Source organism: Pseudomonas sp. LB3P81, assembly GCF_054897965.1.
This window is the reverse complement of sequence record NZ_JBUBVG010000001.1, coordinates 4899891-4913821: the sequence shown is the minus strand read 5'-3', so window position 1 is coordinate 4913821 and position 13931 is coordinate 4899891. Positions and strand designations below refer to the sequence as shown.

Below are 13931 nucleotides of genomic sequence, written 5' to 3'. Positions count from 1 at the left end.
GACTGACACATTGCAATCGCTAGCAGGCTAGCTCCCACATTGGTTTACGGTGGATTCAGGCCAGGTTGTCGTCGGTGGTCGGCACGATCAGGATGCCGGCGCGCAGGCCGTTCTTGACCTTGGGGTTCGGGAAGATGATCCGGGCGCCCTCTTCCTCGATGATCCAGCGGGTCTGGGCGATGTCTTCGGCCAGCAGATAACCCACTTCCAGTTCCGAAAAGTTTTCGATGTCCGCCGGCAGGTTCAGGCGGAAGCTGTCGCTGTGCTTGATGATTTCCCGCGCCACGCTGAACAGCTGCAAACCGTCCAGTGCCTCTTCCGTCAGTTCCGGCTCGGTGCCTTCGATGATCTGTTTGAGGCGCGTTTCCAACAGGGAGACGTTGACGCCATCGTTCTGCCCGAACGGCCGTGCCTTGCCCAACTCCAGGGTGAAAGACTCGGCGCCGAGCTTGTCGTAGGTGTAGGAGCTGAAAACGATGGACGGTTTGTTCTGCAACAGCACCGCCTCCATGCCGGCGGCGCGCAGGCGGGCCAGCTCCTGACGGGAATGCTGGCGACCTTCTTTCCACGGATAAAGGGCGAATTGCTCGATTTTCGAGCCACGAATCGCCGTGTGCAGGTCGTAATGCAGACGTTCACGATCCGGCAGGCTGAAGAAACTCGCCGCCAGCCGTTCCAGTTCACAGGCGCGCAGGGATTCGGAGCCGCTGGTTTGTTCGTGACGGCCGTTGAACAGCCGGTTGACGTCCTGCTCGATGAAGCGCTCACCCTTGCGAATCGCTTCCGGGTTGCCGAACAGGAACAGAATGCGTGCGCGCGGCTTCAAGTCGCCGCGAGCGATGTCGTGCAACAGGCGATCAAGCAACTCGATCGGCGCTGTTTCGTTGCCATGGATCCCCGCCGACAGCAGCAGGTCCAGGCCGTTGTCGCGAACTTCAGGTGGCCGGACTTCCAGCGCACCTTCGCTCAACCAGCGCATCCGCACGCCTTCGACAGTCAGTTGAGTCTTCTCCGCCGGTTCGCGGCCGGCGAGGGTCAGTTCAAGCAGTTTGCCGAGGGCGAGCATAGAGCGGTTTCCTTAGTGGTCGTGTGCGCAATCCGGGCCGTGCACGTGGTCTTCGTCGCCGACTTCAGCCGGTTCCATTTCCAGTTGCAGACTTACCAGATTAGTCGCCAATGGGCGCAGCAGCAGGTTGGCGTATTCAGCGTCACCTTCTTCGACGTCCACGCCGATCAGCAGTTGGCCGCGGCCGTCGTGCTGAATCCACAGCTCTTTGCCTTGCCAAATGACCGCGACGCGGGTGCAGGAAGTTTCCAGTTGCGTGCCGTCGGTGTCTTCAAGGATCAGCTGCAGGGTATCGCTCATGTGTTTTACGCTCTCGACGTTCAATTGATCTGGAATGGATAAACCGCGCCCAGTTTAAGGATTTGCGTCAGTTCATCCAGTGCCGTCCGGCACTCAAGCAACAATTGCGGGTCCGCGAGATCGGTTTCGGCCATGCGGTCGCGGTAGTGCTTGTCGACCCATTCGGTCAGCGTGCCGTACAACGGTGCGGTCATGATAACCCCTTGGTTGACAGCCGCCAGTTCGGTTTCGTTGAGGGCGACGCGCAAGCGCAGGCACGCCGGGCCACCGCCGTTCTGCATGCTTTGCTTGAGGTCGAAGACTTTGACTTCGCGGATCAGGCCGCCAGAGCTGGTCAAACCTTGCAGGTATTGCCAGACGCGCTCGTTGCCACGGCATTCTTCCGGCACGATCAACAGCATCGAGCCATCAGGACGCGACAGCAGTTGACTGTTGAACAGGTAGGAACGCACCGCGTCTTCCACACTGACCGCAGAACGCGGTACGCAAATCGACTGAAATTTCCCGCCGACTTTGGCGAGTTTGCTTTGCAGCTCGGCCAGCATCTGGTCGGTGTCGAGGAACGCGTCCTCGTGATAGAACAGCACTTCGCCATTACCCACCGCGATCACGTCGTTGTGGAACACGCCCTGATCGATCACCAACGGGTTCTGCTGGGCGTAGACCACGCCATCGTCGCTCAAGCCGTGCAGACGGGCAACCGCTTGCGAGGCTTCGAGGGTCTGGCGCGCCGGGTACTTCTGCGGCGCCGGGTAGCGGGTGTCGAACGCGCTGCGACCGAACACAAAGAACTCGACGCCGGCTTCGCCGTATTCACGGCAGAAACGGGTGTGGTTGGCCGCGCCTTCGTCACCGAACTGCGCCACCGCCGGCAACGCGGCGTGGTGAGCGAAGTGCTTCTGGTCAGCGAACATCGCGCCCAGCACACGGCTGGTGGTCGGGTGTTCGATGCTGCGGTGGTATTTGCAGTTGAGGTTGGCGGCGGTGAAATGCACGCGGCCATCCGCGGTGTCGGCACTCGGGCTGACCGTGGCGGCGTTGGCCACCCACATGCTCGACGCCGAGCAGTTGGCAACCAGCAGCGGCATCGCGTCTTTGGCTGCACGCTCGATCACTTGCGCGTCGGTGCCGTTGAAACCCAGGCGGCGCAAAGCGGCGACGTCAGGACGCTCTTGTGGCGCCAGTACGCCTTGCTGAAAGCCCATTTCCATCAACGCTTTCATTTTCGCCAAGCCTTGCAGCGCGGCTTCCTTCGGGTTCGAAGATTGCTGGCTGTTGCTCTGGGACGCGACGTTGCCGTAGGACAGGCCGCCGTAGTTATGGGTCGGCCCCACTAGACCGTCAAAATTGACTTCATAGGATTTCATCAGCGAGGCTCCACGAGAATCTGTTGTTATAGGCTTCAGTAACTAGATTTGAGACCGAGGCGTGGCCATCGCCAGCAGGCTGGCTCCCACAGTGATCGGGTCGTACACAAAATGTGTGAACACCACCGAACCTGTGGGAGCCAGCCTGCTGGCGATGGGCATCACGCCATTTTCACGCCGGGCGTGAGGGCCGCTGGCAACGTCAGGCTCGGCGTTTCCAGCGACGCCACCGGGTACGCGCAGTAATCTGCCGCGTAGTAGGCGCTGGCGCGATGGTTGCCCGAGGCGCCGACGCCGCCGAAGGGTGCGCTGCTCGCGGCACCGGTCAGCTGTTTGTTCCAGTTGACGATACCGGCGCGGCTTTCCAGCCAGAACTGCTGATAACGCGCTTCGGAGTCCGACAGAAGACCGGCCGCCAGGCCATAGTCGGTGTCGTTGGCTTCAGCGATCGCCGCTTCAAAATCAGCGTAGCGGATCACTTGCAGCAGCGGGCCGAACAGCTCTTCGTCAGGACGATCGGCCACTGCGGTCACGTCCAGAATGCCAGGGGTCAACAAGGCAGCTTGCGCCTGAGGCTGAGTCATTTCCAGCAATGCCACGGCACCGTTGGCCAACAAATGCTCTTGGGCATCCATCAGCGCTTTTGCCGCGCCAAGGGAGATTACCGAGCCCATGAACGGCGCCGGTTGCTGATCGAAGGCACCGACGTCAATCGTCGAGCTGACCGCCACCAGACGCGCCAACAGCGTATCGCCCCAGGCGCCTTGCGGCACCAGCAAGCGCCGAGCACAGGTGCAACGCTGACCAGCAGAGATGAATGCCGACTGGATGATGGTGTAAACGGCCGCATCGAGGTCCGCGACTTCATCGACCACCAACGGGTTATTACCACCCATCTCCAGCGCGAGGATCTTGTCCGGACGACCGGCGAATTGCTGGTGCAGGTGATTGCCGGTGCGGCTCGAACCGGTGAAGAACAGGCCGTCGATGCCCGGGTTCGCCGCCAGGGCGATGCCGGTTTCACGTGCGCCTTGCAGCAGGTTCAACACGCCTGCCGGCAGGCCGGCTTCGATCCAGCACTTGACCGTCAGTTCGGCGACTTTCGGCGTCAGTTCGCTCGGCTTGAACAGCACGCTGTTACCCGCCAGCAGCGCCGGTACGATGTGACCGTTGGGCAAGTGGCCCGGGAAATTGTAAGGCCCGAACACCGCCACCACACCGTGTGGCTTGTGGCGCAACACGGCGGTGGCGTCGCCCAGCGGGCCGCTCTTCTCGCCGGTGCGTTCGCGGTAGCTTTGCACCGAGATCGCAATCTTGTTGACCATGCTGGTCACTTCAGTCGCCGCTTCCCACAGCGGTTTACCGGTTTCTTCACCGATGCAGCGCGCCAGTTCGTCAGCGTTGGTTTTCAGCGCGGCAGCAAAGGCTTCCAGCACCGAGATGCGCTCTTCCAAAGTACGACGGGCCCAACCCGGAAACGCCTGACGCGCAGCCTGCACGGCGGATTCAACCTGAGCGGCGGTAGCGCCCTCGCCGGCCCACAGCACTTGCTGGGTCACCGGGTTCAGCGACTGGAAGGCTTCGCCCTGACCGGCCAGCCATTCACCTGCGATGTATAGCGAATTCATTACTTCGACTCCCGAGCAGCAGACAACGGAACGGCGCGCACTTGATCGCCGGCGTTGAGTTGAAGACGTTTGGCGGTCAGCGGATCGACAACCAAAGTACCGGCGGCGAAGCGGGCTGGCGCGGCAGTCATCCGGCAGTCTTCGCGCTTGCGGTTGTGAATCAGGAAAGGCGTGGCGTCGTCACCCGGCGTGCCAATGGCCAACACCAGCGCCTGGCTGTCGCGCACGGCGCGGATCTTGACGGTTTCGCACTCCACCGCAGGGCCGGCGTCGAAGATGTCGACGTAGCCCTGATAGCTGAAACCTTCACTCTTGAGCATCGACAGCGCCGGCTCGGTGTCCGGGTGAACCTGGCCGATCACGTTGCGCGCATCCGGCGACAGGAAGCAGGTGTACAGCGGGAATTTCGGCATCAGTTCGGCGATGAACGCCTTGTTGCCCACGCCGGTCAGGTAATCGGCCTGGCTGAATTCCATCTTGAAGAAGTGCCGACCCAGGCTTTCCCAGAATGGCGAACGCCCGGCTTCGTCAGACACACCGCGCATCTCGGCGATGATCTTGTTGCCGAACAGCTGCGGGAACTCGGCGATGAACAGCATCCGCGCCTTGGCCAGCAGGCGACCGTTGAGGCCCGTGCGGTAATCGGCGTGCAGGAACAGCGAGCACAATTCAGAGTTGCCGGTCAGGTCGTTGGCCAGGAACAGTGTCGGGATTTCGCGATAGATGTTCAGCTCTTGCGAGGCACTGACGGTCAGACCAACGCGGAAGTTGTACCAGGGCTCACGCAGGCCGACGGCGCCGGCGATGGCGGAAATGCCCACCACGCGACCGTCGTCGTCTTCGAGCACGAACAGGTAATCCGCATCGCCCCGCCCGGCTTCGCCGCGGAAGGTCTTCTCGGCCCAGCCGACCCGGTGGGCCAGACGTTCTTCGTTGGCCGGCAAGGTGGTCAGGCCGGTGCCGGTGCTGCGGGCCAGGTCGATCAGAGCGGGTAAATCGCTGCTGCGTACGGGACGAACGATCATGCTATCTCCTCAAACGGGCCGCTTGCGCCACCCGCGAAACACTTGCTGCTGTCCAGGTTGACAAGCAGGCGTTAAACCGCCACCAGGCGCACGCTCGCACCTTCACCGACGCCCAAGGCTTCGGCTGTTTCCAGATCCAGAGTCACGGGTTTGCCCGGCGCGTAATCGAGCTCGAGCAATACGGCGCGGTAATCCTGCAACTGGGCGTTGGCCACCAGGTACTGACGACCGGCGCCTTTGACCGGTTCGCCGATTTTCACCGGAACCACACGGCTCTGGGCGATCGAACGGATCCCCGAAACACGCGCATGCAGGGTCGGGCCGCCGTCGAAAATGTCGATGTAGTGATCGGTCTCGAAGCCTTCGCGCATCAGGATGTCGAAGGTGATCTGCGCCCGTGGATGCACCTGGCCCATCGCTTCTTGCGCGGAGTCCGGCAGCAGCGGCACGTAGATCGGGTAATGCGGCATCAGCTCGGCGAGGAATGTCCGGCTCTTCAGACCGCACAGACGCTCGGCTTCGGCGTAGTTAAGGTCGAAGAAGTTGCGACCGATGGCATCCCAGAACGGCGAGTCGCCGTTTTCGTCGCTGTAACCGACGATCTCGGTCACCACGGAATCGGCAAAGCGCTCCGGATGGCTGGCCACGAACAGCAAGCGACCACGAGAGTTGAGCTCGGCCCAAGGCGAACCCACCAGCTCGCGCTGCACGTAGAAACTGGTCAGCAAACTGTTGCCGGTCAGGTCGTGGCACTGGGAGAGCACGTGAATCTTGTTATGAATCTTCAGCTCGCGGGAAGCGTGCACGAAGGTTTCATTGCGGAAGCTGTAGAACGGCTCCGAATAACCGGCCGACGCAACGATGGCAGAACAGCCCACCAGTTTGCCGGTGGCGGAGTCTTCGAGAACGAAGAAATAGCTCTCTTCACCGTTGAAGCTGACTTCGGCGGCGAACGAAGCTTCGCTCGCGGCGATCTTGTCGCTCAGGCGCTCAACGTCATCCGGCAAGGAAGTGACACCAATCGGGCTGTCCGCAGCCAGACGCTGTACCTCGCCCAGATCAGCCATTTGCGCGGGGCGCATCACCAGCATGGTGTCACTCCTTTCTCGAAACTCTTTTGGGGGAAATAAGCCGAACCCTTGTAGGAGCGAGCTTGCTCGCGATGGTGGGTCAGCCACATTGGTGTCGACTGACACTCCATCGCGAGCAAGCTCGCTCCTACAGAAGAGCGGGTCCGGCATAAAAATTGGGTTCGACGCCTGAAAGGTCAGGCGTCGAAGGGTCTATCAGGCTTGCGTCAGTTTTGCCGCAGCACGCTCGAAGCGGTCCAGACCTTCATTGATGTCCGCATCTTCCACCACCAGGCTTGGGGCGAAACGCACCACGTCCGGGCCGGCTTGCAACACCATCAGGCCTTCACGCTCGGCGGCGTTGAAGATGTCCTTGGCCTTGCCCTTCCAGGCATCGCTCAGCACGCAGCCGATCAACAGGCCCATGCCACGAACCTGGGTGAACAGGCCGTATTTCTCGCCGATCTGTTCCAGGCGAGCCTTGAACTTGTCGTGCTTGGCGTTGACGCCGGCCAGCACTTCAGGGGTGTTGATCACATCAATCACCGCCTCGGCGACTGCGCACGCCAACGGGTTGCCGCCGTACGTGGTGCCGTGGGTGCCGACGACCAGGTGTTTAGCCAGGTCTTCAGTGGTCAGCATCGCCGCGATCGGGAAACCGCCGCCCAGGCTCTTGGCGCTGGTCAGGATGTCCGGAATCACGCCGTATTGTTGATAGGCGAACAGCTTGCCGGTGCGGCCCATGCCGGTTTGCACTTCGTCGAAAATCAGCAGCGCGTTGTGCGCGGTGCACAGGTCACGGGCGCCTTGCAGGTAGTCGAGTTCGGCCGGGATAACACCGCTCTCGCCCTGGATCGGCTCAAGGACCACGGCGCAGGTCTTGTCGGAAATGGCGGCTTTCAGCGCGGCCAGATCGTTGTATGGCACGTGGGTGATGCCGGTGATTTTCGGACCGAAACCATCGGAGTACTTCGACTGGCCACCAACGTTTACGGTGAACAGGGTACGGCCGTGGAAGCTGTTGAGCGCGGCGATGATTTCGTACTTCTCGCTACCGAATCGATCGAAACCGACACGACGGGCCAGCTTGAACGCGGCCTCGTTGGCTTCGGCGCCGGAGTTGCAGAAGAACGCACGCTCGGCAAAGGTCGCGTCGATCAGCTTATGCGCCAGGCGCAGGGCCGGCTCATTGGTGAACACGTTGGACACGTGCCACAGCTTGTTCGCTTGCTCGGTCAATGCACCGACCAGCGCAGGATGTGCGTGGCCCAATACGTTAACGGCAATCCCGCCGGCGAAGTCGATCAGCTCGCGGCCAGACTGGTCCCAGACGCGGGAACCGGCGCCACGCACAGGAATGAAAGCGGCAGGCGAGTAGTTGGGAACCATTACCTGGTCGAAATCGGCGCGTTCTACCGCAGCGTGCTCAACGGACATCGGAGTCTCCTGAAAAGGAACACTCGCCTGAAACTGGCGAGCTTGGTGAGGATTGTAAGGACAGTTTTCAGCCCGGCCTTGCCGCCAAGCGACAACTTCTTATAGCGCAAACCCCGGTTTTTCCCGGGTTTACGGCAATGCGACAAATAGGGTCGCAAAGGCGCAGTTTAAACCGGCGGCGCAGTTTATAGGCGGGGTTGTAGAGCGGTGCGGTAAATATGTACCGCACGCAGTCCTTCATCGTCTGTTTTGCTGGGGTTCTATCCGATCGCTAAAGGACTAGCGCAATGAATCAGCAAGAACCCGAACCTACTGCTCCGCCGGACGCTCACTTCCATCACGCGCTCAACAATCTGCCCGACTGGCTGTTAAAAGCCTCGCCTGCTACGCGCAATGCGCTAAAAAGCGCGCGACTACAAATGCCGGACTGGCACACCCGCGCAACCCGCCAACACCACCAGTCAGTGAAAAGGGTCAGCGAGGAGCACTGGACACAGCGCAATCATCTGGAAGCGCGGTTGTCGAGACTGCAAAACGCCCGGGACTTTGCCGAATCGCTGCTCACTGCAGCACTGAAAACCCGCTTTGGTCTTGAGCTGGACGTCAAGACCACCTTCCTGCGCCTGTACATTCCTCAGAACATCCCATGGTTTCCGATCAAGTCCGGTGCCACGCGCACCTGGACGGTATCGCTGCTCGATGCCGCGCTGCATAACTTTCAGGACGCGGAAACCAAAGCCGACGCCTACGAGTCCGCCTCGACGTTCATCACTCAGCCCTCACCCACCGGGCAGTTCGACACGCTGCCCGCGATCAAGCGCCGCCTCTCTATTCAGGACTTCACCCGGCTGTGTCGGGAACTGGATATCGGCGGCCAATACGAGGCTTACCTGAAAGGATTTCTCGGGCTGAACCAGCCGGTGGCCGGCGCGGTACTGGAATCGAACGTTGTCAGTACACACAAAGCCGCCTTTCGAGTCGCGCTGGAACAGGCGGATATGCGGGGAGACCTGCCGATCGACTTGCTGCTGGATTTTCGGGAAGGCCCCGAAGGCATGCAGCAGGATAATCAACTGCTGCACGGTCATGACTTGAAGATCATGTCCTCATTGCTGACCGGCATAGTGGTGTTCGCGCCCGACCTTGAACGCTCGCGGCAGGCAACGCCGATCCTCGTCTACATCCCCGACGATCCGGAGCATCCGCTCAAACACTATCCCGACTCATTGACGTTCATCAAAGACCTGACCCGCAAACTACGCTCTCCCGCTTATCAGGCGTTCTTCAGCCGATTTGTCGATCATCAGGAACGAGGGCATTTTTTTGCCGACCTGTCCCGGCGCCTGAGCACCGTGACCTGGCATGAACGCCAGCACGGCGATCCGCTGCCCAGTTGGCGAGACACCCCCATCGACAAACCCAACCTGCAGTTCTCGGTGACCCCGATCAAGACCGGCCTGTGGACTCACCTTTACCAACGGCAAGTGAACAAGATCCTCAATGACGCACGCACCCTGGCCGTTTCCACCGCCAGTGCCGACCGTGCTGCACGTTGGGCACTGTGGGATGCGTTCAGTAAAGTGGCGACCACGATTCTCGAGGTCGCAGCGTTCGTGGCCCTGCCCTTTATCCCGTTTCTGGGTGAGCTGATGCTGGCCTACATGGCCTACCAGGTACTCGACGAAACCTTCGAAGGCATTGTCGACTGGGCCGAAGGCCTGAAGACTGAAGCCTTCGGACACGTGATGACCCTCGTTGAATCGGTGGTGCAACTCGGGACATTCGCAGTGGGCGGCGCCCTGGCGGCCGGTGCATTCAGCCGCTTGATGTCCAGCGAAGCCGTGGCGCTGTTCTCCACGCTCAAACCGGTCGAAACCGTCGCAGGCAAAACCCGCTACTGGAAACCGGACCTCGCGCCTTACGAGCAGTCTGTCGATTTGCCGAAAACCGCCACGCCCGATCAGCTCGGCTTGTATCAGCACAACGGCAAAACGCTGCTGCGCCTGGAGGACAAGCTCTATGCCGTCAAACCCGATAGCGAAACCGGTCGCTTCCAGATTGAGCATCCGGACCGCGCCGATGTTTATAAACCGCCGCTGCGGCACAACCGGCATGGCGCCTGGCAGACAACACTGGATCAACCCTTGACGTGGGACCGGGACACCGTGATGCGCCGCCTCGGGCACAGTGTCGAATCGTTCAGCAGCGCCGAACGCGAGCAAATCCTGAGCATCAGCGGTTTTCACGACAATGTATTGCGCGAGACCCATATCGAGCACCAGCGCCCGCCATCGTTGCTGACCGACACCATCAAGCGCTACACAATTGATCGCGATATTCAGGCGCTGACTGAGCAGCCCGAGCACCCCGACCACTATCAAGCGCTGAACCAGCGCCTGTCGCTGTTCGAATCCCGCTACCGCGAACTGGAAAAAACCGATGATCGTCAGGTTCTGCTGTTGCAGGGTGAAGTCCGGGGCCTGCCAACAGACATCGCGCAAGAACTGGTGGACAACGCTTCCGGCTCCGAGCTGCTGCAACTGCACGACGGACGCGTTCCGCAACGCCTGAAAGATGTGGCCGTCAAAGCCATGGAAGCGGTACGTGTCGCCAGGGCTTATGAAGGTTTCTTTCTCGATGGCATGGACACGGCGGACACTCACCGACTGGCCTTGCACAGCCTCGAATCGATGCCCGGCTGGCCGGCCGGACTGCGTATCGAAGTCAGGGAGTTTTCCGAGACCGGGTCATTGCGCGACAGCATTGGACCGAACGAGGCGTCGATCCTCAGAACACTGATGCACGCGGACGACGGCACTTATCAGGTGCATGGCGACAGCGAGCCAGCCGTCGATTTTTATCACGCCCTGCTACAGGCGCTGCCGGAGACAGAGCGAACGGCGCTGGGGTTTTCTGCCGAAGACGCCAAAGCGTTCAAACGGCGCATCGCCGAGCAGGCGATCAATCAACCGGAATTGCGCACGCTGTTCGCCAAAAATCCGCTTCGAAAACCCTTTTACGATCCGACCACCATGCGCTTGCCCGGTGGCACGGAAGGTTACCGCCGAAGTCATGGCCAGACGCCAACACTCAATGACCGGGTTCGCGAGGTTTATCCCGGCCTGGATGCGGAAGAGCTGCGCTCCGTGGTCTCCGATCTCCAACGCCACCCCGATGGTCCGCGGACAGAACTTCCACGCCTGGGCCGTGAACTCGACCAGTTGCATCAGGATCTGGACCGCTGGGTCAGCGATGCCCCTACCGTCCACCCTGAAACCGGGCTCACGTTGAGTGACGTGGAACAACAGGTAGCGCAACACAATCGCCGATTGCTGGCTCAGGAAATCCAGGACAGTTGGCGGCGCCAGACCGTGCGGGACTTCGACGCGCCGGATGGCACCTACCGCTATGTGCTGCGATTTACCGAGCCTGTCCCGGGAGACCTGCCGCACCTGACGGCAGACTTCAGCCATGTTTCAGTGCTCGTACTCGAGGGCAATCATGCCGTGCATGGCGTCACCGGTTTCCTGCAGCAATTCACCGGACTCAGTCGACTGGAGTTGCGCCGCTTCTCCCTGAATTCACTTCCCGAAGTGATCGGGCAAATGGCACATCTTGAGGCACTGATACTCAGCGATTGCGCGATCAATATCGATGCCGTCGCCTGGTCAAAGCTGTCATCAATGAAAAAACTGATGATGCTGGATCTCTACCGGAATCCGATCGAAGGGGCGCCTCGGATCGATTCAATGCCAGCACTCATTCATCTGGACCTGAGCGAAACCGGACTGACCGATATTCCCGGCGGCGCCTTGCAGCACACGCGTCTCAACACCCTCTTGCTGATGAACAACAACATCAGCGAGTTGCCTGCCGAACTGTTCGAGAGCCCCGTGTATGAAAAGCGCGGCGTGCATCTTGCTGACAACCCGCTCAACGACCAGGCACGCGACCTGATCAAGCAGTATTACTTCGAGACTTCGTACGATCTGGATGTATCGGCGCCCGAGGCGGATGTTCAACGTGTCAACGCGCTGTATCCAAACCTGGAAATCGAACAGGCGAGCGACTTCGTCTACGAATTGCCCGGCACATTGGCAGAGGGCCGAGCCGAACTGGCAAAGCTGGAAGCAGAACTCACTCAATTGAGCAATGACCTCTCCGCCTGGACGACTGACGTGCCGGCCCGGCACCCGCTGACGGGTGAACCGTTCACGGCCGAGCAATTGTCAATCGAGCACGCCAACCGCGACGAATTCAAGCAAGCGCTGGAGCGCTGCTGGCGTCATGAGTCCGAACTGGATGATTTCAATGATTCGCTTCAGCCAACGTTTGAACTGTTCATCACTGAACCGATCAATGGAGAATTGCCTGCCCTCAATGCCGACTTCGGCCATGTGTCCACGCTGGAGATGCGAAGTGTCGGTGGCGTGACTCGCATTGGGCAATTCCTGCAATCTTTCCCCAACCTGCAAACCCTGCGCCTGCGCGAGTTTCATCTGGGCGACATGCCCGACGCCGTGTTCAAGATGGGCCGGCTGCGCTCACTGTCACTGCCACAATGCCGCATCGGTTTGTCAGCGGAATCGGCAAACGCGCTGGCCGGCATGGAGCATCTCGACTACCTCGACCTGGGTTACAACCCACTGGGGCATACACCTGATCTGAGGCAGATGCCGGACCTGTCGACCGTTCTGCTCAACGACACCGGCATTACCGAAATACCGCCCGGACTACTTCAACTGGCGGAACTGGACTGGGCCGACCTCAGCATGAATGCCATCACCGAAATCCCCAGCGACCTGATGGAACTGCCAGTGGAAACGGCGGAAAACATCACCTTGCGCGGCAACCCGCTTTCCGAGGAAAGCCTGGGACAGCTGATCGACTATTACGAACGCACCCGTGTGGACTTTGGGGTGGAAGAGGTGATCAACCGGGGTGAAATGGACATTTCGACGTCCGAAGGGTCCGAAATCGAGGCTTAGTCCGGCGCTCGACTTGTGGCGTGGGGAGCTTCACCCACGCTCGGACGACACCGACGACAACTCGAACGGGCTGCTGCTGCGCCGCTGATTGCGATCTTCCCGCGGCGTGGCGCCGAAGAAGTTGCGGTAGGCGCTGGAGAAATGTGGTCCCGAAGAGAAGCCACACGACAGGCCGATCTGGATGATCGACTTGCTGGTTTGCATCAACATCTGCCGGGCCTTGTTCAGGCGCAACTCCAGGTAGTACTGGCTCGGCACACGGTTGAGGTATTGCTTGAAGATCCGTTCCAGTTGCCGACGGGACACGCACACGTGCTGGGCGATTTCGTCGGTGGTCAGCGGTTCCTCGATGTTGGCTTCCATCAGCAACACCGCTTGGGTGAGCTTCGGATGACTGGAGCCGAGGCGATTCTGCAGCGGGATACGCTGGCGTTCGCCGCCTTCACGAATGCGCTCGACCACCAGTTCTTCGGATACGGCGCCAGCGAGTTCGGCGCCGTGGTCACGGGCCAGCACTGCCAGCAGCAAGTCGAGAACCGACAGGCCGCCGCACGCGGTCAGGCGATCGCGATCCCAGTCGAACAGATGACTGGTGGCGATGACTTTCGGGAAACGTTCGGCGAAATCGTCCTGCCAGCGCCAGTGCACGGCAGCGCGATAACCGTCGAGCAAACCGAGCTGCGCCAACGGGTAAACACCGGCCGACAAACCACCGATCACGCAACCGGCTCGCACCAATTGTTTCAACGCGCTGCTGAGCGCCGGCGCGAGTGTGGTCGGCGGCTCATCGGCGAGCAGGAACAGTTTCTGGAAGTTTTCGAGCTTGCCGGCCCACGGGTCACCCGGCAATTGCCAGGCGCCTTCGGTCGGCGGTTCGGCCTGCAAGAACGACAGTTCGTAGACCACGTCCGGATGCACACGCTGGGCAACACGCAAGGCCTCCTCAGCCAGCGCAAGCGTCAGTGCTTTAGTGCTGGGCCAAATCAGGAAACCAATTCGATGGGCAGTCATGGCGGGCAATCCGAAACGAAAACAGTGATGAAGGCATGG

At 60.5% G+C, this 13931-nt stretch carries 9 protein-coding genes; 1 reads left to right on the top strand and 8 read right to left on the bottom strand.

Features of this window, described 5'->3' with window-relative positions; all coding sequences use genetic code 11:
• Positions 1–55 precede the first annotated feature (55 nt).
• From astE to ACYZTL_RS22775, 7 genes are all read right to left on the bottom strand, one after another.
• The gene (astE, locus tag ACYZTL_RS22805; RefSeq protein ID WP_461953639.1) at positions 56–1066 is read right to left on the bottom strand and encodes a succinylglutamate desuccinylase; all 1011 of its coding nucleotides are present in this window, start codon (positions 1064–1066) and stop codon (positions 56–58) included.
• A 12-nt stretch (positions 1067–1078) separates the two neighbouring features.
• Complete coding sequence (locus ACYZTL_RS22800) at positions 1079–1366, bottom strand: hypothetical protein (protein ID WP_008033108.1); 288 nt, start codon at positions 1364–1366, stop codon at positions 1079–1081.
• 20 nt (positions 1367–1386) lie between these two features.
• The gene (gene astB, locus ACYZTL_RS22795; protein ID WP_461953638.1) at positions 1387–2733 is read right to left on the bottom strand and encodes an N-succinylarginine dihydrolase; all 1347 of its coding nucleotides are present in this window, start codon (positions 2731–2733) and stop codon (positions 1387–1389) included.
• A gap of 161 nt (positions 2734–2894) precedes the next feature.
• On the bottom strand, positions 2895–4361 hold the full coding sequence (astD, locus tag ACYZTL_RS22790; protein ID WP_461953637.1) for a succinylglutamate-semialdehyde dehydrogenase: 1467 nt from the start codon (positions 4359–4361) through the stop codon (positions 2895–2897).
• On the bottom strand, positions 4361–5386 hold the full coding sequence (astA, locus tag ACYZTL_RS22785; protein WP_461953636.1) for an arginine N-succinyltransferase: 1026 nt from the start codon (positions 5384–5386) through the stop codon (positions 4361–4363). Before astA ends, astD begins: the two co-directional genes overlap by 1 nt.
• Positions 5387–5457: 71 nt before the next feature.
• Complete coding sequence (gene aruF / locus ACYZTL_RS22780) at positions 5458–6477, bottom strand: arginine/ornithine succinyltransferase subunit alpha (protein WP_461953635.1); 1020 nt, start codon at positions 6475–6477, stop codon at positions 5458–5460.
• A 195-nt stretch (positions 6478–6672) separates the two neighbouring features.
• The gene (locus ACYZTL_RS22775) at positions 6673–7893 is read right to left on the bottom strand and encodes an aspartate aminotransferase family protein (RefSeq protein WP_461953634.1); all 1221 of its coding nucleotides are present in this window, start codon (positions 7891–7893) and stop codon (positions 6673–6675) included.
• A 287-nt stretch (positions 7894–8180) separates the two neighbouring features.
• Between ACYZTL_RS22775 and ACYZTL_RS22770 the strand changes: the two genes are divergently transcribed.
• Positions 8181–12881 carry a dermonecrotic toxin domain-containing protein gene (locus ACYZTL_RS22770; RefSeq protein WP_461953633.1) on the top strand — a complete coding sequence of 1567 codons (4701 nt, stop codon included), beginning with the start codon at positions 8181–8183 and terminating at the stop codon, positions 12879–12881.
• 30 nt (positions 12882–12911) lie between these two features.
• Here ACYZTL_RS22770 and ACYZTL_RS22765 read toward each other — a convergent pair whose 3' ends face one another.
• Positions 12912–13892 (bottom strand): GlxA family transcriptional regulator, encoded by a 981-nt coding sequence (locus ACYZTL_RS22765; RefSeq protein ID WP_461953632.1) that lies wholly within the window; start codon positions 13890–13892, stop codon positions 12912–12914.
• Positions 13893–13931 lie beyond the last annotated feature (39 nt).

What these genes read in the sequence shown, in the direction of transcription:
- astE (WP_461953639.1), bottom strand. Translation starts at nt 1,066, where the DNA reads ATGCTCGCCCTCGGCAAACTGCTTGAACTGACCCTCGCCGGCCGCGAA.
- ACYZTL_RS22800 (WP_008033108.1), bottom strand. Translation starts at nt 1,366, where the DNA reads ATGAGCGATACCCTGCAGCTGATCCTTGAAGACACCGACGGCACGCAA.
- astB (WP_461953638.1), bottom strand. Translation starts at nt 2,733, where the DNA reads ATGAAATCCTATGAAGTCAATTTTGACGGTCTAGTGGGGCCGACCCAT.
- astD (WP_461953637.1), bottom strand. Translation starts at nt 4,361, where the DNA reads ATGAATTCGCTATACATCGCAGGTGAATGGCTGGCCGGTCAGGGCGAA.
- astA (WP_461953636.1), bottom strand. Translation starts at nt 5,386, where the DNA reads ATGATCGTTCGTCCCGTACGCAGCAGCGATTTACCCGCTCTGATCGAC.
- aruF (WP_461953635.1), bottom strand. Translation starts at nt 6,477, where the DNA reads ATGCTGGTGATGCGCCCCGCGCAAATGGCTGATCTGGGCGAGGTACAG.
- ACYZTL_RS22775 (WP_461953634.1), bottom strand. Translation starts at nt 7,893, where the DNA reads ATGTCCGTTGAGCACGCTGCGGTAGAACGCGCCGATTTCGACCAGGTA.
- ACYZTL_RS22770 (WP_461953633.1), top strand. Translation starts at nt 8,181, where the DNA reads ATGAATCAGCAAGAACCCGAACCTACTGCTCCGCCGGACGCTCACTTC.
- ACYZTL_RS22765 (WP_461953632.1), bottom strand. Translation starts at nt 13,892, where the DNA reads ATGACTGCCCATCGAATTGGTTTCCTGATTTGGCCCAGCACTAAAGCA.